Origin of the sequence: Pleurocapsa sp. PCC 7327, assembly GCF_000317025.1 — a bacterium.
Classification (GTDB): Bacteria; Cyanobacteriota; Cyanobacteriia; order Cyanobacteriales; family Microcystaceae; genus Hydrococcus.
The window spans coordinates 3,840,340-3,860,824 of sequence record NC_019689.1 but is presented as its reverse complement, the minus strand read 5'-3'; the positions used below and the strand labels follow the sequence as shown (position 1 = coordinate 3,860,824).

At 45.5% G+C, this 20,485-nt stretch carries 16 protein-coding genes, 2 pseudogenes and 1 riboswitch; of the genes and pseudogenes, 4 read left to right on the top strand and 14 right to left on the bottom strand.

Translation table 11 applies throughout. The features are described from left to right. Positions 1–52 precede the first annotated feature (52 nt). The 8 genes and pseudogenes from PLE7327_RS17425 to PLE7327_RS17390 all read right to left on the bottom strand — a co-directional run bounded on the left by PLE7327_RS17425 (position 53) and on the right by PLE7327_RS17390 (position 9,118). Positions 53–670, bottom strand: a complete 618-nt coding sequence (locus tag PLE7327_RS17425; RefSeq protein WP_015145114.1) for a GDYXXLXY domain-containing protein — start codon at positions 668–670, stop codon at positions 53–55. Next, a complete protein-coding gene (locus PLE7327_RS17420) occupies positions 660–2,069 on the bottom strand; it encodes a DUF2157 domain-containing protein (RefSeq protein ID WP_015145113.1) in 1,410 nt (469 codons plus the stop codon). The genes PLE7327_RS17425 and PLE7327_RS17420 overlap by 11 nt, the downstream gene beginning before the upstream one ends. A gap of 67 nt (positions 2,070–2,136) precedes the next feature. After that, on the bottom strand, positions 2,137–3,090 hold the full coding sequence (locus PLE7327_RS17415; protein WP_015145112.1) for a phosphate ABC transporter substrate-binding protein: 954 nt from the start codon (positions 3,088–3,090) through the stop codon (positions 2,137–2,139). Positions 3,091–3,863: 773 nt separating this feature from the next. Continuing rightward, positions 3,864–4,515: pseudogene (locus tag PLE7327_RS17410) on the bottom strand (transposase). A 236-nt stretch (positions 4,516–4,751) separates the two neighbouring features. Then, positions 4,752–5,610, bottom strand: a pseudogene (locus PLE7327_RS23615) (transposase). A gap of 803 nt (positions 5,611–6,413) precedes the next feature. After that, a complete protein-coding gene (locus PLE7327_RS17400; RefSeq protein ID WP_015145110.1) occupies positions 6,414–7,130 on the bottom strand; it encodes a heme oxygenase (biliverdin-producing) in 717 nt (238 codons plus the stop codon). 258 nt (positions 7,131–7,388) lie between these two features. After that, complete coding sequence (locus PLE7327_RS17395) at positions 7,389–7,817, bottom strand: peptidylprolyl isomerase (RefSeq protein ID WP_015145109.1); 429 nt, start codon at positions 7,815–7,817, stop codon at positions 7,389–7,391. A gap of 239 nt (positions 7,818–8,056) precedes the next feature. Then, a complete protein-coding gene (locus PLE7327_RS17390) occupies positions 8,057–9,118 on the bottom strand; it encodes a YheT family hydrolase (protein WP_015145108.1) in 1,062 nt (353 codons plus the stop codon). A gap of 293 nt (positions 9,119–9,411) precedes the next feature. On the opposite strand from PLE7327_RS17390, the gene PLE7327_RS17385 reads away from it, so the two are divergent. Then, positions 9,412–10,152 carry a response regulator transcription factor gene (locus PLE7327_RS17385; RefSeq protein ID WP_015145107.1) on the top strand — a complete coding sequence of 247 codons (741 nt, stop codon included), beginning with the start codon at positions 9,412–9,414 and terminating at the stop codon, positions 10,150–10,152. A gap of 7 nt (positions 10,153–10,159) precedes the next feature. Here the strand turns inward: PLE7327_RS17385 and PLE7327_RS17380 are convergent, their stop codons facing one another. The 5 genes from PLE7327_RS17380 to PLE7327_RS17360 all read right to left on the bottom strand — a co-directional run bounded on the left by PLE7327_RS17380 (position 10,160) and on the right by PLE7327_RS17360 (position 14,397). Next, positions 10,160–11,314 (bottom strand): DUF1822 family protein, encoded by a 1,155-nt coding sequence (locus PLE7327_RS17380; RefSeq protein WP_015145106.1) that lies wholly within the window; start codon positions 11,312–11,314, stop codon positions 10,160–10,162. 54 nt (positions 11,315–11,368) lie between these two features. Beyond that, a complete protein-coding gene (locus PLE7327_RS17375) occupies positions 11,369–12,583 on the bottom strand; it encodes a sigma-70 family RNA polymerase sigma factor (RefSeq protein ID WP_015145105.1) in 1,215 nt (404 codons plus the stop codon). 125 nt (positions 12,584–12,708) lie between these two features. Further along, positions 12,709–12,876 (bottom strand): hypothetical protein, encoded by a 168-nt coding sequence (locus PLE7327_RS24935; RefSeq protein ID WP_186005332.1) that lies wholly within the window; start codon positions 12,874–12,876, stop codon positions 12,709–12,711. Between the two features lie 120 nt (positions 12,877–12,996). Further along, the gene (locus tag PLE7327_RS17365; RefSeq protein ID WP_041392288.1) at positions 12,997–13,251 is read right to left on the bottom strand and encodes a hypothetical protein; all 255 of its coding nucleotides are present in this window, start codon (positions 13,249–13,251) and stop codon (positions 12,997–12,999) included. Positions 13,252–13,269: 18 nt separating this feature from the next. Then, positions 13,270–14,397: an RNA polymerase sigma factor, RpoD/SigA family gene (locus tag PLE7327_RS17360; protein WP_015145104.1), complete on the bottom strand. Its 1,128-nt coding sequence runs from the start codon at positions 14,395–14,397 to the stop codon at positions 13,270–13,272. A gap of 543 nt (positions 14,398–14,940) precedes the next feature. Here PLE7327_RS17360 and priA point away from each other — a divergent pair. Then, positions 14,941–17,457: a primosomal protein N' gene (priA, locus tag PLE7327_RS17355; RefSeq protein ID WP_015145103.1), complete on the top strand. Its 2,517-nt coding sequence runs from the start codon at positions 14,941–14,943 to the stop codon at positions 17,455–17,457. A 137-nt stretch (positions 17,458–17,594) separates the two neighbouring features. Continuing rightward, complete coding sequence (locus PLE7327_RS17350; protein ID WP_015145102.1) at positions 17,595–18,137, top strand: pentapeptide repeat-containing protein; 543 nt, start codon at positions 17,595–17,597, stop codon at positions 18,135–18,137. Between the two features lie 213 nt (positions 18,138–18,350). Here PLE7327_RS17350 and PLE7327_RS24930 read toward each other — a convergent pair whose 3' ends face one another. Further along, positions 18,351–18,506, bottom strand: a complete 156-nt coding sequence (locus PLE7327_RS24930) for a hypothetical protein (protein ID WP_015145101.1) — start codon at positions 18,504–18,506, stop codon at positions 18,351–18,353. Positions 18,507–18,541: 35 nt separating this feature from the next. Continuing rightward, positions 18,542–18,601: riboswitch (Glutamine riboswitch) on the bottom strand. 182 nt (positions 18,602–18,783) lie between these two features. Here PLE7327_RS24930 and PLE7327_RS17345 point away from each other — a divergent pair. Next, the gene (locus PLE7327_RS17345; protein WP_015145100.1) at positions 18,784–20,472 is read left to right on the top strand and encodes an MFS transporter; all 1,689 of its coding nucleotides are present in this window, start codon (positions 18,784–18,786) and stop codon (positions 20,470–20,472) included. Positions 20,473–20,485: the final 13 nt, after the last annotated feature.

The window sequence follows — 20,485 nt, the reverse complement described above, 5'->3', positions numbered from 1 at the left end:
GAGACAAGGGAGAAAACTAACCACTAACCACTAACTACTTACTACTCCTCAATTAAAAACGATAATTGTTATTGCCTATCCAAAGGCTCAGAGGAATGGCATGACCCTGACTATCGACTTTAACTTCGACTGCGAAAGGACGTTCTCTGTTTGAATTTCCTAGTGTTTGACCGATACGAGCCTTAATTTCGTCGCCTTGTTCTTGAGGAAAATAATAAGTTTCTAGACCATAATCAATCCAGGGATAAATAGACTGTTTTCCCTCTAAGGCAACGCGATCGCTCAGTAAATCTGAAGGGCGATCGTGGCTGACGGCTACGGGTTTCCACGCACGGGGAGGCTGTCCTGGTTCTGCTGCTTTAGCGGGGGCTTGGAGAATGACATAGAATCGCGTTCCAGTTCGAAAAGCGGTCTGCTTTTCCCCCCGATTGGATTGGACTATCGTTTCCCAACCCGGCAGGCGTTCGAGAGCATCGACCCTAGATATATTGTATCTAAGCCTGAGCGAACGACCGCGCAACAGATCGTAAGGATCTACGGGAAGCGTTTGAAGCACGATAGTTTTGCCGGAAAAATGGGTATAAATCGCTTGAGCGGGCACGACTAAAATCAGTGCCGATTGGAAAAGCAGGGGAACCCAAAACCGCCAACTGGAAATTTTATTCATCATTTGTCGCTCGCAACGCCTTCAAAGTCTGTAAATATCTCTCAAACCCCAATCCAGCCGCGATTATGCCAAGACCGCAGAGCAATAAAACGATCGCCTTAGCCAGCAAGTCAGTTTCATATTCGAGCATCCGCGAGACAATCTGTAACACCGTTAAAAGAATGCCTCCCCAGAAACTGAGACGATTTCCAGTTGCTAGCCCTTTGCGGATAAACCCAACCGCAAAGAGAAATAAAAGGGCATTGAAAATTAACGTTGCGATCGCGCCCAATGCGCCTACGCTCAAATGCCACCAAACCATTGTCGCACTTACTAAGATCGCCGCCCCAACTATCGCGTTCTTACCTTCTAGCCGCCACCCAGCGCCTGTCCCATATCCCAGTCGCCACCAAGCCCAAACGGTCAAACCGCCCAACAGCAAGAGATCCAGCAGTTTAACCCAATCGTGCCACGCGATCTCCGAACCCGTGCGATAGGAAAAAGGTCTCCAGATCCCGTTAAATGAAAAAAGATAAAACAGAACGCTAATAAAAAATAGTGCCAGATTGCGCGCGATCGCATCGAAGGAAAGTTTCTCCACAGAGACGTTCCAGAGAGAATCGCGATACGCCCATAGTAGCGCGGGCGGAAGCGAACAGGCGATCGCGCCCATCATTCCCCTAGTTCCTGGGGAGAAATTGATAAAATTTGCCAGAAAAATGATTACATTGGCTTCTAGGGAAAAAATAACCAAGACAGATCCCAAACCAAAAAGCCAACGAGAACGACACCAATAAGCCAAAGGAATTCCCAGCAAGCTTACCAAGAGCGGCATATGTTCGATCGCGATCCGAAATTCAGAAACCTCCCCCGGCATAAATAAAGTGATAATCCCCGCAACATAGCCAATGCTCGCCAGAAGTATGGCGAGCACCCCCAAAAAAGTCAAGCGCAGGCTATAAGCCATCGCCAGGACTCCCAAACTCCAAACTAGAAACAGGTGATAGAGCGAGCCGCTTCGGTGAAAGATTTGAGACATTAGCGCGAGATTTGCCCCAAAAATTAATGCTCCTAGCAGCAGCAATCCTCTACCGAGACGAGCTTGCCATCGTTCGACCGGATGCTGCCACAGGTAAAATCCGACTGCATTAACGCCAACAAACAAAGCGACCGAAGACGCTACCCTGAGTTCTTTCGACCAAATTTGCCAGTTAGCGGCAACAAAAGTAATGGTAGCTAGCCCTAAAAGGATGCTTCCCAGTCCGATTAAGATAGCAACAAAACGGTTGCGCTCAGAGATAGCCAGGTCATCAAATTGATAGCGACGAGCTAGTTCTGCATACAATGTCTCATCGATTAATCCCTCTGCTTGCCATCGATCTGCTTCTTGGCGCAGCTGATGGCGAAACTTTTCCGAAGCCATTCTCGATTTATTGAGTTCCGCATCGCGATTGATAGTTCTAGATTAGCGTCCTCGATTGGGTATAGGCTTATTTAGCCGTAGAAATAACCTCTTGCCCCAGGGGCGAAGTCGCATAACCGAGAAAGGCTTTAACGGCTGCATTGGCTGGATTTTTGTAAACGTAATAGAGCGTCCGATGATAGGGATAATTGGCGGCTTCTGGATCTAAACCATCCACAGAAACCGTGCGCACGGTTTGTTGATCGGCTACCTGAGCGGAGGTGGCATAACTGATGCCATCTCTTCCTAATGCTCGCAAGATGGGAGTCGTTGCATCTCGCTGCATTTCAGTAATGTTGGATGTATTGCCAAAATTCTCGCCTTCGAGAAATAATTCTTGAAAGACTTGGCGAGTTCCGCTGACGCGAGGTCGGTTAATAACCCGAATCGTACCCGGTTGTCCTCCTATTTCCGACCAGTCGGTAAGTTTTCCTTGAAAAATCTCGACGACTTGATTTTTCTTCAAACCTCTGCGAAAAGGATTATTAATACCGACGACGATCGCGATCGCGTCTTTAGCAACCGGAATGGCAACTAAACCTTGAGCTTGTTCTTGGGAAGTCAGAGGACGAGAAACCGCAGCCAGATCCACATTCCCCGCTAGAAGATCCTGAATGCCATTATCCGACCCATCGGCAGTAGCATCCACGTTCGTCCCTGGAAATCTCAACTCAAAACTATTTCTGAGCGCTTGGTTAATTTGCACCATGCTAGTAGAACCGTCAATTCTGACCGTTGTCCCCCTAGGAACCGTTACTGGAGCCGAAAAGGTAGTGGAAGCAGTCGGAGAAGTTGGAGCGGGTAATTTCTCTGGGGAACTGACGGTTTCGTTCGGCGTTGGAGAGGGGTTTCCCTCTCCTGGGATTAATTTGCTCAAATCCATGCCAGATTGACGGCTAAACCACCAGTAGCCGCCGCCTAAGATTCCGACTGTAATCAACAAAGATAAGATTAAAACTGCTGTTTCGTTTTTTTGTTTCATAGCTTTAGCTCGACGACCCTTTTAAAAGCCATGATAAGAGCATTTTCGAGCGCCTCCTAGTATCACTGTTCCGATCGGTAAATGCTTTTTCTCGATGACCGAAACTTGTCCCTAGCACTGGTCAAACCTCAATACAAGCCGCCTTGCTTGAATCTCCGGCTACGGCTAAGAAGATGTGGTAAGAATGGGACGGTTTATTTACCTGATATCCAATCCGGTTGAACAACCACAATAACAAGTAGTGCGGAAAGCGTAGCGTATCCGTTAGGATATACGTCCCGCTTACGAGCAAGACGCGAAGCATCCTGAGTGTAAGCGAAGGATCTTTCGCACTACCTATGATGGCTAATTATTATGGCTAATTAGACGGATTTAACTGGTTGACTGACAAATCTTTGTCCCCTCATCCCTAAATTCCTTCTCCCACAAGGGGCGAAGGGACTTTATACCATTTTGGATTTTGGATTTTGGCGAAGCCGCCGCACGCTCCCGGAACCGCTTCCGGGAGAACGGCGGATTTTGGATTGGGAAACCCTTTCTACGATTGAATTCTGTAAATTCATCTGTCGCCTTCTTATTTCAAATTGGTATTAGACCAAAGTCTTAAGTGGAAAGCCCCTCTCCCGCTCGGGGAGAGGGGTTGGGGTGAGGGCGATTTGAGTTTTGTCGCTCAACTAGCAGATTTAATATGAAATGGCATTGCTTATATAATCAGCGATTTGTTTTAAGGTACGTAAACTTTGATATAGCATTTTTCAGTCTAGCAAGGTACACTAACAACAATGAACAAACCAGTTACGAATATCATTAAGAGAGATTTGATTGAAAGCCAATTCAATGGCATGAGCTAAATCAGGATAAGTTCTCGCATCAAGAGATCGGAAAATGCTTTTGAGTTTTGGCCAACAATTTTCAATCGGATTAAAATCAGGAGAGTAAGTAGGAAAATCAAGTAAATTAGCCCCAGCTTCTTCAATTAAAGCTCTAATTTTCTCTCCTTTATGAATCGAGCAATTTCCAAAACTCTAATCGTTGCTTTTGTACTTTTTCTGTGCCTTTTTCTGGAGCGTGTAGTGTTTTTTTTAGAGTTAAATTCATCCGACTCAACAGCCGGTCTACTGTTGAACGACTAATTCCCACTCCCGTAGTGGCTGCTAACTGATGACGAAGTTCTTCTAAAGTAGCATCTTTATTACTGTTAACTAACTCTTGGAGAACCTTTAATTGTTCAGGGTTAAGTTTAGTCGGTGTTTGTTTGATTCTTACTTTAGGAGCAATCTGTCCGGTTTGTCGATCTTGTTTGAGTAATTTTTCGATCGAACTTAAGGCAACACCGAATTGTTTAGCTAATTGACGTTGAGATATATTGCCTTGATGATAAACATCAATAATTTTTGGTCTTAGGTCAAGAGAATAGGCTTTCATTTTTAGTTGACTTCGAGTCATGCGCTCGCTCTCTGCATTGTACCTCACCAGATCGGGAAATGCTATATTGTTTTATCCTTTCTAACTTATACCCTAGAGGTATCCCACCAATCTGCTCTCCCAATCGTTTTTCGCGCTCTACTTTTTCTGAATAAACAGTATATTTAGGAGCTTTATTTTCTAACAACATCATTAGATACTGATACTCAGTCTTATCTCTAGTTTCTATACGATCTCTAAGTACAGGACAAAAATTGTAAAGAGTAGAGAAAGTCGTCGGATTTCAAATCCAAATCAGTGAAAATAGAGCGAAGATAATCAAAGCCATAACGAAAAACGCTAGCTTGCTGTCGTCCATGTTTCTTAACCTTGAGAGGACGATGAGACGATAACCAATCTCCGGTTTTAATAGCCCAACATCAAGCCAAACTCATCAAAGCTAACAGTTTACTTAAACGCTGTGAGTCAGTCAAATGAGTCGATTCGAGACCAAAGCCTCTGGTTTTCAACATCCCAAATAAAGTTTCAACGCTCCAACGCTTACCATAGTCAGTAATAGCTGTGGTGGGCGAGTCATCCGAGATAATAATTAATTAACCATTCTTGGCCGATAAACTCTCTATCTCCACATAGATAATCAATTTTGGCATCGGGGAATATTTCCCGAAACTTATCGACTAAATCCATCCGCTCATCACTGTTAGAGTTGCCTTTCTTCGACAGCATCGTCCAAACTATCGGATCAGCTACTCCTTGATGCAAGATTCCCAGCCTAAAGATATGAAAACGAGTTGGCCCAAACGACCATTCTGTGCGGTCAATGCTTAATACCCAAGGCTGCGGAATTTTCCTTAAGGCAACAATCAATTTAGCAATCAAAGAATAATCAAGGTCGAATTTTTTGAAAAACCGTTGTAATCGCTGATGGTTTGAACCAGTTTTCGCCTCGCTCCTAAACCCTACCGCTAACTCTACCAAATTTATTGTTTTAACTCTGATGAGGGCAATTAAAAACAAAGCCAGAAAATTGAGTCGAGCACCGTGCCATGGGAGAAGGGGTTTCAAACTGTCTCGCAGTAGGTTAACTTGGTTCATAGGGGTTCAACGATTGTGTGGTAACTTTCTATGAGACCCTTTTTCTGTCACCTATTGCAACCTCTACTCTCATTTTTTGTCCTGTACAGAGATACGATCTAGTAGAACCAATTCAAGTTTTTTTAAATCAAGTCCGTATAGTTTTTTATCAGAAAGCCAATCAAGTTTTTTACGAAATACGAGATTTGAATTAGAAATCTTTGTCTTATCTAGCATTTACATTTTCCCTATTTGTTTAAGAGGACATCTAAAAAGTAAGCAAATTTGCCATTTAGCGACATTTTCTTCTCGCTTAACTTCGGTGAACTCGTTTATATAGTTCCCAAAATTTTTCTTCGATATTTAAGTATTTTTACTGGAAAATCTTTATATACATGAGTTCTAAAAAATCCGAGAAATCACTGAACTAAGACCCACTTTAGAGGGGAATTATATTTAGGAAAGAGGAAAGGATTAGAGAAGGTATATGAAGGTTTAGGATGGTCTTTTCTGACGGCTAAAATCTATCTATTGCTGTCATTTTAGTCCAGGACAGTCCTGGACTAAACTTTCCCAGACTAAGCCTGGATAGAAGCGATCGCGCTCCCAGCTAATTACTTGTCTATATTTTAAGGGCGCGATCGCCCCCAGATTTAGAGAAATGGCGCGATTTTCTAGTGCTGGTAATTAAAATTCCTCTCAAAAAGCCGACAATCCTGACAGCTAGATAACGATTTTACTCACCGCAACCCAGCTTTCAGGATTGTCAAATTTTACTCAAGATTGAAACAATCCGAATCTATTAAATTTTCGCAACTGAAAATTTAGGACTCAGAAGTAGCCAATTCGGTACTGCCAGGAGTCCGACGGCGGGTGAGAGTATTGTAGAGCACGCGACCAATCGCCATAATTAAATTGCCTTCTAGCTCTTGGAACATCTTCATGTTCATGCTAAAAGCGGCATTGGCTTCAGCAACGATCTGTTCGGCGGTTTTTTCATCGACGCTCAGATCGTTCATTGCTTGGCGATATTGATTTTTGAATGCCTTCTCGTCGGGAATATCTTGAAACTCATAGAAAGCCGTACCGCTGCCGTTGAGATTCATTGCCTGTTGAGCAATTTTTTTGAGAATCTGTCCGCCAGACAAATCTCCCAAATAGCGCGTGTAAGAGTGGGCGACCAAGAGTTCGGGTTGAGTGGCTGCAATTTCCCGAATGCGCTGAACGTAGGCTTCTCCTGCTTTTGAGAGCTTGATTTCGTTGCGCCAGTTAGAGCCGTAGTAGTAGTGTAAATCTTGCTCTAAACTGTGCTTGCGATTCAACTGCGGAAAATAAATCTTGGAGACGATTGGGTGTTGGCGAAGTTTCTCCATCTCCTCTTCCATCGCACTATAGACAAAGTAGAGGTTAGCCACTAACGTGCGATATGAATTTTTTTCAACAACACCTTTTAAAAAGCACTTGACAAAACCAACGTTTTCTGCCATCGTGTGGGATTTTTTAGTCCCTTCGCGCAACATGGTTGCTAAATTAACACTCATGCTAAACTTCCTATCTTTTGAGTTAACGTTTGGTGTATTTCTGGCTACAAAAGTTCGAGATTTTACCTATTTGGGTAGAGTAAACCGATTTGATGAGACTTTTTATTAAGAATTCTTACAATGAGCGATGTCAATTCGCAATTCGCAATCGATCCCTCTATTGACTAGCATTTTAAAAGGCAAGCCTTATAGATATAAGGCTTGCCCAATGACTAAAATCGAACATCCCGAGCTTAGCGAAAGAACGACTAGCTAACCTCAACTAACCTCGACTAGCTCGATCTCGAAGGTCAGGTCTTGTCCTGCTAAGGGGTGATTGGCATCCAGGGTCACTTTGGACTCGGAAACATCAGTAACGATGACTGGAATTACCTGACCGTTTGACTGGCGAATCTCTAACTGTTGACCCACCTCAACCGATAAGTCTGCTGGCATGCGCTGGCGCTCGACTACCATAACTAATTCTGGACGATGGGAGCCGTAGGCTTGCTCGGCTGGAATGGTTACAGTCTTTGAATCGCCCGGACTCATCCCAATCGCTGCCTGCTCGAAGCCGGGAATGACTTTTCCCTCACCGATGGAGAATTGCAGTGGATCGCGAGTAGCACTGGAATCGAATACCGTGCCATCATCTAATTTTCCGGTATAGTGAACTTTCACTGTATCGCCGGGTTGGGCTTGTGCCATTTGTATACTCCTTTCTTTTCATTCTTTTTTAGGCTGGGGAGCTAACATCGCTCATCCATCTATGCTAAAGCTACTATAGGTAACAACTAACTCGCGATCGAGACTCTAGTGCGATCGCCTATTGAGACTGCTGGCTTTTCTTGGCTATTGACCAAAAATAGTTTTCTAGTTTTTTAGAACGTTCCGTGTCTTACTAACTTACTAGCTTTTTTTCACCCTAGTCCTTTACACCAATATTGTCAAATCGGTTTGGGCGAGCCACGATCGCACCACTCCAATACTCGATTCCACGCCCACCAGCGATCGCGATCCTTGGCGAGACGCTGGCCCGATTTACTGCTAAGATAGCCGACGTGTCCGCCACGCGCGGTTAGCATCAAGTCGATGTTTGGATTGTTGGTACAAGCGGCTTGCAAGTCGGGTACGATCGCCGGATCGAACATGGGATCGTCGGCGGCATAGAGAATCAGCGCGGGAATTTTGAGAGAAGGCAAGAGCTTGAGCGCATTGCTTGCGTCGTAGTATTCTTCAACCGAGGAAAAACCCAAGCGTTCGATTACCAATTCGCGATCGAATCCCCAAATGCTATTTGCCCGTTCGATCGCCGCCGGGTCGATTTCTTGTGGGTGAAACTGATGGAGTTTCCAAGCGAGTTTTTTGAGTTCCCTGGTAATCGCTTTTTCTATATACTTGCCCAAGGGCTGTCGAACCAGATAGGAAAGCGATCGATTGGAGTCTAAATTGGGACAGATGACTGCTACTCCGCCTATTTCCGATGGCGCTAGTTCCAAATCTTGCCCCCAACACTCAAGCGTCTGCGCTGCTTTTGCCCCCCACAGTGCTAACTGTCCCCCTAGAGAATAGCCTGTAAACCAGAATGGGGCAGGACAGCCTATGGCTTTCGCACCTGCGGCAATGCGAACGAAATCTTCCCCTTCGTATAAGCCATCAGAGGTTAAGGTTGGCGATAATTTTGCTGTTGCGCCGTGCGCTCGCCAATCGAAAAGAACGACTGCGTAATTTTGAGCGAATGCCTTGCGTCTGAGTAATTTGAGATACCATTGATTGTTGAGATCGCCTATAATTCCATAGGTGCCAATTATTGTACCTCGCGGGCGATCGGGAATGGCGATCGTCCCAAAAATTGGCACTCCTCCCGCACCGAAAAAAATCTGTTCGCGTTCGGATGGTTGGGGTTCGGAGATGGTTTTCTCCCAAGTCTTGCCAGCTCTCAAAGCCGTATAAAGAGTCATTGATAGACCATTGCTCAACCACGGATATGTCTGAAAAAGATCGCTCATCTAGGGCTGCAAGAAAGCATACAAATCTTTTACAAATTTTTACATATTAGTTAGAGAAAGTAATAATAACTAAAGAGATAAATCGATTAATAAAATCTTTAGATTTGAAAAAGTTTTCTTTTTTTTAAAGGATTCTTAACATAGCCGAGTGCGATCGCCAAAAAATCATCTCTAAAGTCAGACAGATCGAGAAAGAATTTTGCGATCGTGCTTATAATCAGTACAGGAATCTTATTCTAAACTCACACTTCTTATCTTACCTTTACAGAAATCGTAGTCATAACTATTTGCTGATGCCTCGAATACTTGTAATTGATGACGACCCCTCGATCTCGGAATTGGTTTCCATTAACTTGGAAATGGCTGGTTATGACGTGAATCAAGCCGAAGACGGCATAAAAGGTCAAGCGCTTGCCGTTCAATTGCAGCCAGACCTAATCATGCTCGATCTGATGCTACCCAAAGTCGATGGTTTTACGGTCTGTCAGCGACTGCGCCGAGACGATCGCACAGCCGATATTCCCGTCCTGATGTTGACGGCTCTAAGTCAGACTCAGGATAAGGTAGAAGGCTTTAATGCGGGGGCTGATGATTACCTAACCAAGCCATTTGAAGTAGAAGAGATGCTAGCAAGAGTCAGAGCCTTGCTACGCAGAACCGATCGCATTCCTCAAGCCGCCAAGCATTCGGAAATTCTCAACTACGGCCCGCTAACCTTAGTTCCCGAACGCTTTGAAGCAATCTGGTTCGGCACCACCGTCAAGCTCACTCACCTAGAGTTCGAGCTACTCCATTGTCTGCTGCAACGCCACGGTCAAACCGTCGCTCCGAGCGAAATTCTCAAAGAGGTATGGGGTTACGATCCCGATGACGATATCGAAACCATTCGAGTCCACATCCGTCATTTGAGAACGAAATTAGAACCCGATCCCCGCCATCCTCGCTATATCAAAACCGTTTACGGCGCGGGCTATTGCCTGGAGTTGCCCAGCAGCGAACAGGTGGCAGTAGAATCCGATGCGGCTGCCGTTTAGCGCTGTCTCAAAACCGCAAGATTTCGCGATCGCAATTCTCTGGAGACGGCTCGACCTCCCAGACCAATCCTTCCCCCGGCGAGATGGCTACCTCAACGTATAGCCGCTCTACGGCTTCTGTAGCAATGTCCTCGTTGTTTTCAAAAGACTGTAAATCTTCAGTCAACAGTCTCAGTTTAAATCCTCTGGGGATCGAGCCAGCTAAGGAGGTACTGCGTAACTCGAAGCGCCAAATTCTGGCTTCGGGATCGCTTAAAGGGAGTGCCCGCAACTCATAAGGTTGATGGTTGACGATTAACTGACGGGATAGGACGGTTGAAATCGCTGGAGCTTTCTCTTCTCGCGCTCGTTGCCATGCCGTTTGCAACTCGAACCGTTCCCACGCCATTTGTTTGGCTAATTCTGAAACGCCGCCGCGAAGCCAATCAAGCACCGACCATTGCTCTTGTCTGCCCAAGCGCTTCTCATACAATCGCTGTCGCCAGCCTCCGTGTTCTAGGAGCGATCCCCAAAGGGGAAAGGGTACGGCAAGTCGAGGTTCGATAACGGCGGGAGCGCCCAGGCGAGCGAGCAAATTTTCGGCGCGCTCTAAGGATAAACCGGGAAGCGATGCGATCGCCGCTCGCGTTGGTTCTCCCGGACAGAGTTGCCTAGCTACCCAGAGAACGTTTAAATCTGCGATTAAGTTCTCTTCATCTAAAGAATAGGTGCGATCTCTCCGATCGTAGTTTCCCTGAAGTTTCAATTGCTGGTGAGTAGCATATCCCCAAATTCTCACCCATCCTTCATCTGGCTCGATCTGCACCGCCAAATAATAATCTGCCGCCCAACTGGGAAGATCGATCCATTCTTGCTGCACCCGCATTTCGTCGAGATCGATCGCTTCGCTGGGGATCGATAAAAAACGCATGTTATCGAGGGCGATCGCAACGCCATTGACAACTTCCCAAAAGCTGGGCAGGGCAGCCATACCAAGCCAAACCCGTGCCTGGGGATCGTACTCTTGTTGCAACCAAGGCAGGACTGCACTCAGACACAGTTGGTTGAGGTAGGCCCTCCAACGAGAAGCTGGCGTTGAAAACAATTGGCTTTGTTGCTTAGCGCGATCGCGATCTGCCGGCAGAATTTCTAGGCACAGTTGTGTGGAGTTAGCAAAAATCATCGGGCTACTCTCGATTGGATGAATGGGAAGTTGGCAATTCACAATAATTCACAATTATGAATTGGTTTGACTATAACGTGTCGAAAGCCATTCTTCTAGAACCTTACTGATGTTGTCGAGTACGTCTGACGCGAGCGAAATATGCAGTTGCTCTTGACTCCACCTGGCAAGCGTCAGGAGCAACGATTGTTTGGCTTTGGCGAGTCGCCGCGAAACCGCATACTGTTTGGTTTCCAGTTGCTCGGCTATTTCCTGTTGCTTAAGACCTCGACCGTAGTACAGTTGTAGGAGATGCTGTGCTTCTGCGTCCATCCCAGTCAAGGCAGCACTTAAAATTTCATTGAGCTGAGTTTGTTGAGAAAGCCTTGTCCGCTCTTCTTGCGCTGCGATCGCGTCGGCTAGCAAAGATTCAGACTCGGTTGCTGGCAGGTAATCTTGCAGTTCGCCAGATTCTTGTCCCGGCGTTGGCGCATTAAGCGAGGTCAAAGTCGGATAGAGATAGGAACGAGCGGCTTTCGCACAGTCGAGCAGCCACTGTTCTAAGGTTTCTGGGGTGCCTTCTGGTTCGGAGGGGGGACGTTCTTTATTATAAAGAGAAGCGATCGCTTCCCAAGTAGAACGGTCTGGCTTGTTGAGTTGGCGAGTTGAAGTCTCTCCAATCGAAGGCACGTAAAGCGTCTTAAAACATTTCCAAGCGAGAAGGTAAGAGGCAATCGCCTCTGAAGTCAACCCAATTGCCTCTAAAGATTCCACTAATCGTTTTTGACTCAGCTTGCGCAATATCGCCCAAGGCGTGCAGATATCGATTTCTTGACGCTGGCGCAGATTTTCTCGAATGATGTTGGCGAAAATGATGCTGGCATAGTTTTTTAGATTAAAACCTCGCTCCAGACTAAAGCCTTTTAATACTTTCTCGATCTGAGCAATCGCTACTTGAAAACCATCGGGCAAGGTATATTGAGTCTTAGAAAAGTTAGCGATCGCTTTTTGGGCTGCCCAGTAACAAGCTTCTTGTAAGTATGCCGTCAGGTGCGATCGCGCATGACTTTTGTTGAGATCGTCTTTCTTTTTTGGAGCGGGTTGAGATTGCCAAACCTTGTACCAGTAGAGCCACCAAAAGTTTTCTGAGCTATCTGCTTGCCAGCCTCGCTCTAGACAATTTTGCATGCTGCGACGCAGATGGAGATCCGTCACCCACCGACTGAACTGTTCTGCCTCAAATTGTGCAAACGTAGAAAAAATCTCGATTAGACTTTGCCGGGGATGCATGATTTAAGTAGTTCCTACAAACGTTAGACGAGTGCGATCCTTCGACTCGCTCCGCTCCTCAAATCGCTGTTTCAAGGATAAAACAAAGAAAGCTATTTGACTTAGCCGGCTAAACTTTCTTTTATCTATGTCCCATCGGCTAGTTGGGAAATCGAATCTCCCGCAATCCGACAAATACGCCATTCTTCTAAAATCCTTGCCCCGATGCTTTTATAGAAATCAATGGCGAGATCGTTCCAATCTAGAACGCTCCACTCTAATCGTCCCACGCCGCGATCGCGTACCAACTGCACGAGGTGAGTTAAATTCTGGATTTTGGATTGGAGATTAGTTAGTAGGGGCGAGTTTATCTAAAAACGCTAAAGATTTCCCCACAGTTACTATCAAAAACCTGCCCGTACAGTGGTTAGTAGTTAATTGTCTCCCAGTCTTCCAACACCCCTCACACTCCCCACACTCCCATACTCCACATCAAAAGAGAAAGCAAACCAGCGCAGCCTCATGTCTCTCAATTGTGTGAGATTGTGTCGCCAGCGTTTCATCAGCTTGTCGAGCATCTCGACTTCGACGTTGCCAATTGCTAGGGGTTCGGTTGGCTTCCACGCCTCTATAACGCCGTAGTCTTCCAGCCATTCGAGCAATTGCTCCTCGCGATCGCTTAATGTCATTGGATCGATGCGACCGAGCTAATTCAACCATCCCTTGAGACGGCGAGCGACTTGAGGGCGGCGTAACTTGCGCATGGCTTTACTTTGAATCTGACGCACCCGTTCGCGAGAAAGATTAAACATGCCGCCAACTTCCTCTAAGGTATAGGGTTGGCTGGTGGCTAAGCCATAGCGCAAGGAGATGACGTCTTTCTCGCGTTCGGTAAGAACATCGCTCAATACCTCTGAGATTTCTTGTCGCAACATGGCTTCGCTCATTTTCTCTTCGGGGAGTTGGAGATCGTTATCTTCGAGCAAATCGACTAATTCGGTGTCTTCTCCTTTGCCAACGCGATGATTGAGCGAAAGCGATTGCCGTCTCAGTTGCAGGAGTTGGCGTAACTGGTTGCGGCTAACTTCGAGTTCTTGAGCCAATTCGTCCTCGTTGGGATTGCGTTGTAAGTTCTGTTTGAGGACGCGCTGTGCTTTTTTGAGTTTGTTAAGTTTCTCAACGATATGAATGGGTAGGCGAATGGTACGTGCATCGTTGGCGATCGTGCGCGTGATCGCTTGGCGAATCCACCAATAAGCGTAGGTAGAAAACTTATAACCTTTGTTGGGATCGAATTTTTCTGTTGCTCGATTTAGCCCGATCGCGCCTTCTTGAATCAAATCTAGGAAGGGAACGCCTCGATTGAGATAGCGTTTGGCAATGGAGACGACCAAGCGCAAATTCGAGCGAATCATCTTGCGTTTGGCACAACGTCCCCGATAAAGACGGTTTTCTAGCTGGCGCTCGTTTGCCATTTTGAGCGCCTGTGCCCATTCTGCTTTTGTTGGCGGGCGCTTGAATGCTTCTTGCAGTTGCCTGCGCGTTTCCTCGGCATCTACCAGAAATTTGACGCTATGGGCTAACTCAATTTCCTCTTCAGGTTTGAGCAGAGGGTAGCGTGCCATCTCTTTAAAGAAAGCGCCAACTGTATCGTCTGCATTAGTTTTAGTATATCCCGATGCAGAACGATTGCTTGCTCTATCGATATCGTCTGTAAATTCAATATCAATTGGATTAAAATCGGTTTCCTCGTTATCTCGTTCGAGATCGTCTAATCTGTCTAGATTGGCTGTCGAGTTTAGATTATCGTCTTGTGTCAACTTGAGGCTTTTCATAAGCTAATTGTTAATTTTGGATAACAAAAATTAAACTTGGTTAGAGCAATTTCTTTGTTTCTAGTTGGCCGTTTTTGACATTTTATACCGATGAATGCTTTTTAATTTTTTTTAAAATCTCTGGATTCCCAGCATAGACTAAACTAGCAGAATTATTAAAAACTTTTGTTTATATAATTACAAAATCAAAAATTGCGGGAGTTAATGTGATTTAGAATTAGCAGATAAAGCAATTTGAAAAGACCGTGTTAAGAAGTTAGGATTTATATAGATTGCCATACATTTTCCTCTTACGCTCTTTGATAAATACTTTTTTTAAATTTCGATCGCCGCAGAGGTAGCCTTCAATAAAAGTTTAGCGAACTCGCCTTCTCTCCTAAAATCGAAAAATGATCGGAGTTTCTGCCTACACTGTAGCCGATCGCCTAAAAATTGTGTAGTAAAAGACAAAGGTTCTTAATATCTCTCTCAGTTAGCCAATGAAGAAGTCAGAAGTGACGCTATTAACTGTAAGCTAGAATTTATTACCTCGATCGCTGCTCTATGTCCGATACTGATTTTGGTCTCGTTGTAGCTGAGCCTAGCGCTTCATATCAATTTGGCTCGTCAGAGGAGAAATGGCTGGAAGTCTTAGTCGATTGTCCCGGCGTACAGGGATTATACACCTATCGCCTGCCTTCAGATTTAGCTGTCAAACCCGGAGATATCGTCAGCGTTCCGTTTGGATCGCAGATCTTAGGAGGAATTGCCATTGGCTGGGTAAAATCGCCAAGCGCCGATCTCGATCCCAGTCGGATTCGCGAGGTAGAAGATGTCATTAGTGCTGGTTTTTTCCCCAGTTCTTATTGGCAGTTGCTCAACCGCGTTGCCGAATATTATTGTACCGATTTAATGGCAGTCATTAAATCGGCTTTGCCGCCGGGATTGTTAGGGCGATCTCAACGTCGCATTCGTCTGAGGCGAGAAGCGCTTCCTCAAGGTGCAGAGACATTTTGCAGCCCATCGACAGGACAAATTCTGCGACTGCTCAAATCTCAAAAAGAGGGAGATTATAGCGCCCAATACCTGCAACGCCAGATTAGAAATGCCAATCGAGGCATCCGAGAATTAGTCAAGCGCGGTTGGGTAGAAAGCTATCTCGAACCTCCAAAAACTACCCGTCCCAAACTGCAAAAAGCGGTGACATTAATTGTAGAAAGTTTTCCCATCGACTTAACCCAACGACAGCGAGAAGTCTTAGAAGTTTTGCGACATCGAGGCGGCGAACTGTGGCTAAATGAATTATTGCAATTATGCAAAGCAAGTTCCGCCATTGTAGATGCGCTAGCCAGTAAAGGATGCATCGTCATTCAACAGCGAGAAAGACTGCGCCTCCTCAACGAAGAACATCCGACGAGCGATACTCCAAAAACCTTGACGCAAGACCAAGCAGAAGCACTAGCGACGATTCGCGCCCTAGAAGGATTTGCCCAAGTCTTACTGCACGGAGTAACGGGTTCGGGAAAAACCGAGGTCTATTTACAAGCGATCGCGCCTATTTTAGAATCTGGAAAATCCGCGCTCGTCCTCGTCCCAGAAATCGGCTTAACCCCGCAATTGACTGACCGTTTCCGCGCTCGTTTTGGTCATAAAGTCTGCGTCTATCATAGCGCGCTTTCGGACGGTGAGCGTTATGATACTTGGCGACAGATGCTGGCAGGCGAACCCCAAATCGTCATCGGCACCCGTTCGGCAATCTTTGCACCCTTACCCAAACTCGGTTCGATCGTCCTAGACGAAGAACACGACTCCAGCTTCAAACAAACCCAACTTCTTCCCACCTATCACGCTCGTACCGTTGCCAAATGGCGAGCTGAATTAGAAGACTGTCTCTTAATTTTAGGTTCTGCAACGCCTTCATTAGAAAGTTGGGTAGAGGTTAGAAGTCACAAGGAAGAAAGAAAAAATTTCCCAATCCCTAAGGCAAAATCCTATTACCTTTCCCTGCCCCAGAGAATCCAATCCCGTCCCCTACCGCCAGTAGAAATTGTCGATATGAGGCGGGAATTGCAAATAGGAAATCGATCTATTTTCAGTCGCTCGCTGCAAGAAGCGCTAGAATCTCTGCAACAGAGACAGCAAAAGGCAATTCTGTTTATTAATCGTCGCGGACACAGCACCTTTGTCTCTTGCAGAAGTTGCGGCTATGTCATGGAATGTCCCCACTGCGATGTATCCCTCTCCTATCATTACACCCATGAAGGAGCGACGGAATTATTGCGCTGTCATTACTGTAATTACAGTTGCCTGCAACCGCGTAACTGTCCCGAATGCGGTTCTCCCTATTTAAAATTCTTTGGCAGCGGAACGCAAAAAGTTACGCAAGAGCTAACGCAACAGTTCCCTAAACTGCGATGGATTCGCTTTGATAGCGATACCACTCGTACCAAAGGAGCGCATCGCACCTTACTGAGTCAATTTGCCAGAGGAGAGGCGGATGTTTTAGTGGGTACTCAAATGCTGACCAAAGGACTCGATCTTGACCAAGTTACTCTTGTCGGAATCGTATCGGCAGATGGATTGTTGCACCATTCCGATTACCGCGCCTCAGAACGCGCCTTTCAAACATTAACTCAGGTAGCCGGTCGTGCGGGTCGAGGCGACGAACCAGGACGAGTTATCGTCCAAACTTATTCCCCAGATCATCCCGTCATTCAAGCCGTGCGACGGCACGATTATGACAATTTTGTCGAGGTCGAATTATCGCAACGAGAAGCTCTACATTATCCGCCCTACGGACGGTTAGTTCTGATAAGACTGAGCGGCATTGATGGGGTTGAGGTACAAAATAGTGCGCAGAGCGTGGCAGATGCTTGTACTAACCTATTAAATTCGGATTGCGAAATTTTGGGACCCGCGCCAGCTAATATTATGCGAGTGGCACGTCGCTATCGCTGGCATATTCTGCTCAAGTTTGCTGCCGAGGCAAGAGAAAATCTACTAATTTTGAACGAGTTACGGAATTTATGTCCTCAATCAGTAAGCCTATCTATTGATGTCGATCCGTTAAGTATAGATTAATTTTTTTAATCGATTTGAGGAGAAAAATTTTTTTAAAATTAAGTCACAAGATGATGACATTTTTCAACGATTCGATCGCAGCTAAATTTCACAAGTTACTAAAAATATCGATTTAAAAGCGAAGGGAGGGCAAACTTATGAAGGTCAGAGAACTATTCATTCGTTACCTCAAAAATCAACGCAATTTTGAGGAAGTCAATCTTCACATAGCCAATTTACAAGGTTTGAAGTTCCAAGGCATCAACTTGACTCGCGCTGATTTAAGTGGAGCCGATTTGAGTGAAACCGATTTGAGTGGTGCTTGTTTAAAACAAGCTAACTTGACCGATGCCGATCTCATCAAAGCTAACTTAGTCGGGGCTAATTTAATAGAGATTAACCTCATCGGAGCCGATTTAACCTCTGCCAATCTCAGTGGAGCTGACCTGACCGGAGCTGACTTGCGTTGTGCCAACTTACATAATGCTAATCTCAGCCAAGCCAACTTAAGAGAAGTTCATCTAGACGGGGCAGATTTAAGTGGTGCTAATCTGAGTGGAGCGATCCTAGTTAACACCGATTTAAGCGTAGCCGATACGGTTGGAGCCAAACTCGATGGAATTGACCAGCGATCTGGCTCAAATATTTTCCCCGCGAGATCTCCCCATTGGGTCAGTTGGTCGGGTCAAGCCAAGAAATAAATTTCTTGGCTAAGAGCATAAGTCCATTAAAATGGACTGAAAGTCTTATCTAGTAATCATTTAGTCCTATAGGCGAGGACTTTCGCAATCGAGCAGAAGCGTAGTGCAAGATCTGAGTTAATCCTACATAAAATCGAGAAAGGGGATGCGTTCCTATGGCATCCCCTTTGTTGCTCTGAATTAGAAATGGCTCCTGACTGAGGAGTCATTCATCTAGACCTCAATCCCCACTTCTTCTGCCGCTCTGTGCAACATCGATTGTTGGCGATTGTGCTGTTTGTGGCGGCTTTGGCTCATCAGCAAGCGAGCCTGTTCGCTAATTGATTCAGAATTGCGCTTGGCTTGAATGCCGAGATAATTAGTTTTCATGTCGCCTCCTTCAAATTTGTTGTGGCATCGAATGAGGCGCGTTCCTTCAGGAAAATTTTTCCTTACTTCCGTCTCTACTAACAGAGATGAACGATTTATCCTTCATTGATTAATTTATCAATTTTCTTGGCAAGCTATGTTATACCATTAGGCGGAAAACCCTACTTTTTAGGGGGCAATTACCTAACCCTCGTACCAATTTGCATTTGTTAAAGAAACAAACAAGCTCTAATCCTATAATTTCCCAAACTAATAAACTAGAAAATTCATAATTTATATGAGCGGAATCTCCCCGTCCGAAGCATCGTCAGCGATCGTCCCCAAATCGGAAAAACTAAAATTTTCCACTAAATTAACCTATGGAGCTGGCGATCTCGGTCCTGCTATCACTGCTAATATTTTAGTCTTTTATCTGTTATTTTTCTTTACAGATGTAGCGGGTTTGCCCGCTGGTTTAGCGAGTAGCATTCTCATGATTGGCAAAATTGCCGATGCGATCAACGATCCAATCGTTGGAATCATGAGCGATCGCACTCGTTCTCGCTGGGGTCGTCGCCTACCCTGGATGCTGTTTGGGGCAGTGCCTTTTGGAATTATTTACTACTTGCAGTGGATTATCCCCCACTTTAGCAGCGATCGGGCAGCTAATCAATGGTGGCTGTTTGGTTATTACGTCCTGATTGGCATTCTTTTTAACATTGCCTATACGATGGTTAACCTGCCCTACACTGCTCTCACTCCCGAACTGACTCAGGATTACAACGAACGCACTAGCCTGAACAGCTTTCGCTTTGCCTTTTCTATTGGTGGCAGTATCCTATCTCTGATTCTATATATACTAATTATCGATTCCTATGCTGAGAATCCAGCTCAAGGTTATGAAGTGCTGGGAATTCTTTGTGGTGTGGTATCAGTCGTAGCAATACTTTGGTGTACGCTACGCATCCAGGAAAGAGGAGCTGACCCGATCTTAAACCAACGGCAGAAAAAACTTCTGGGAATTCTATTAATTGCGATCGGATCGGGTTTTGGTTTCTGCGGGATCGATCGTCTGATTAGCACGTCGGGAGGGGTTGACTACCAAAACATTTCGGCTGGGCTTTTAAGTGTGCTGATAATTGCATTTGGAATTACGCTTCTCTTTGCTAACCCCGAATCCCATTTGATCGATGATGATGCAGCCAGACAATTAGAGGCTCAACAAGCGCCTTCCATTCCTTTCAAAGAACAGTTACAGATTGTTTTTACCAACAAACCTTTTTTGTTCGTGATTGGCATTTACCTTTGTTCTTGGTTAGCCGTTCAATTGACCGCATCTATTTTGGTTTACTTTGTCGTCAGTTGGATGAGGTTGCCAGAACAGCAGTCTGGAATGGTTGCTCTGGCAGTTCAAGGCACTGCTTTAGTGATGCTATTTTTCTGGCAGACAGTCAGTAAAAAATTTGATAAAAAAGTTGTTTATTTTATGGGAATGAGCCTTTGGATCGTCGCTCAAGTTTTGCTATTTATGCTGCAACCATCTCAAGCGGGTTTAATGTATTTTGGAGCAATCATGGCAGGGTTTGGGGTTTCAGTTGCCTATCTCATTCCTTGGTCGATGATCCCGGATGTCATCGAACTTGACGAACTGAAAACGGGTAAGCGTCGCGAGGGGGTATTTTATGCCTTTATGGTTTTGTTGCAAAAATTTGGTTTGGCGTTAGGGCTGTTTTTAGTGGGTATTGCCCTCGAAGCGGCAGGATTTATTGAGAGAGAAGCCGGACAACCGATTCCAATTCAACCCGAAACTGCTTTATGGGCTATTCGCCTTGCGATCGGTCCTTTACCTGCCCTATTTTTAATCGGAGGCTTGATTCTTGCCTATTTCTACCCCATAACCCGTGAAGTTCATGCCGAGATTCGCTTAAAACTGCAAGAACGCTATCGAGATGGCACGACACCATCGGAGTCCGATCTGCTGGAATAAAATCGCAGTCCGA

Coding starts and splice junctions, on each gene's coding strand:
- PLE7327_RS17345 (WP_015145100.1), top strand. CDS start 18,784: ATGAGCGGAATCTCCCCGTCCGAAGCATCGTCAGCGATCGTCCCCAAA.
- priA (WP_015145103.1), top strand. CDS start 14,941: ATGTCCGATACTGATTTTGGTCTCGTTGTAGCTGAGCCTAGCGCTTCA.
- PLE7327_RS17350 (WP_015145102.1), top strand. CDS start 17,595: ATGAAGGTCAGAGAACTATTCATTCGTTACCTCAAAAATCAACGCAAT.
- PLE7327_RS17365 (WP_041392288.1), bottom strand. CDS start 13,251: ATGACATTAAGCGATCGCGAGGAGCAATTGCTCGAATGGCTGGAAGAC.
- PLE7327_RS17385 (WP_015145107.1), top strand. CDS start 9,412: ATGCCTCGAATACTTGTAATTGATGACGACCCCTCGATCTCGGAATTG.
- PLE7327_RS17390 (WP_015145108.1), bottom strand. CDS start 9,118: ATGAGCGATCTTTTTCAGACATATCCGTGGTTGAGCAATGGTCTATCA.
- PLE7327_RS17425 (WP_015145114.1), bottom strand. CDS start 670: ATGATGAATAAAATTTCCAGTTGGCGGTTTTGGGTTCCCCTGCTTTTC.
- PLE7327_RS17380 (WP_015145106.1), bottom strand. CDS start 11,314: ATGATTTTTGCTAACTCCACACAACTGTGCCTAGAAATTCTGCCGGCA.
- PLE7327_RS17395 (WP_015145109.1), bottom strand. CDS start 7,817: ATGGCACAAGCCCAACCCGGCGATACAGTGAAAGTTCACTATACCGGA.
- PLE7327_RS17420 (WP_015145113.1), bottom strand. CDS start 2,069: ATGGCTTCGGAAAAGTTTCGCCATCAGCTGCGCCAAGAAGCAGATCGA.
- PLE7327_RS17360 (WP_015145104.1), bottom strand. CDS start 14,397: ATGAAAAGCCTCAAGTTGACACAAGACGATAATCTAAACTCGACAGCC.
- PLE7327_RS24930 (WP_015145101.1), bottom strand. CDS start 18,506: ATGAAAACTAATTATCTCGGCATTCAAGCCAAGCGCAATTCTGAATCA.
- PLE7327_RS17400 (WP_015145110.1), bottom strand. CDS start 7,130: ATGAGTGTTAATTTAGCAACCATGTTGCGCGAAGGGACTAAAAAATCC.
- PLE7327_RS17375 (WP_015145105.1), bottom strand. CDS start 12,583: ATGCATCCCCGGCAAAGTCTAATCGAGATTTTTTCTACGTTTGCACAA.
- PLE7327_RS17415 (WP_015145112.1), bottom strand. CDS start 3,090: ATGAAACAAAAAAACGAAACAGCAGTTTTAATCTTATCTTTGTTGATT.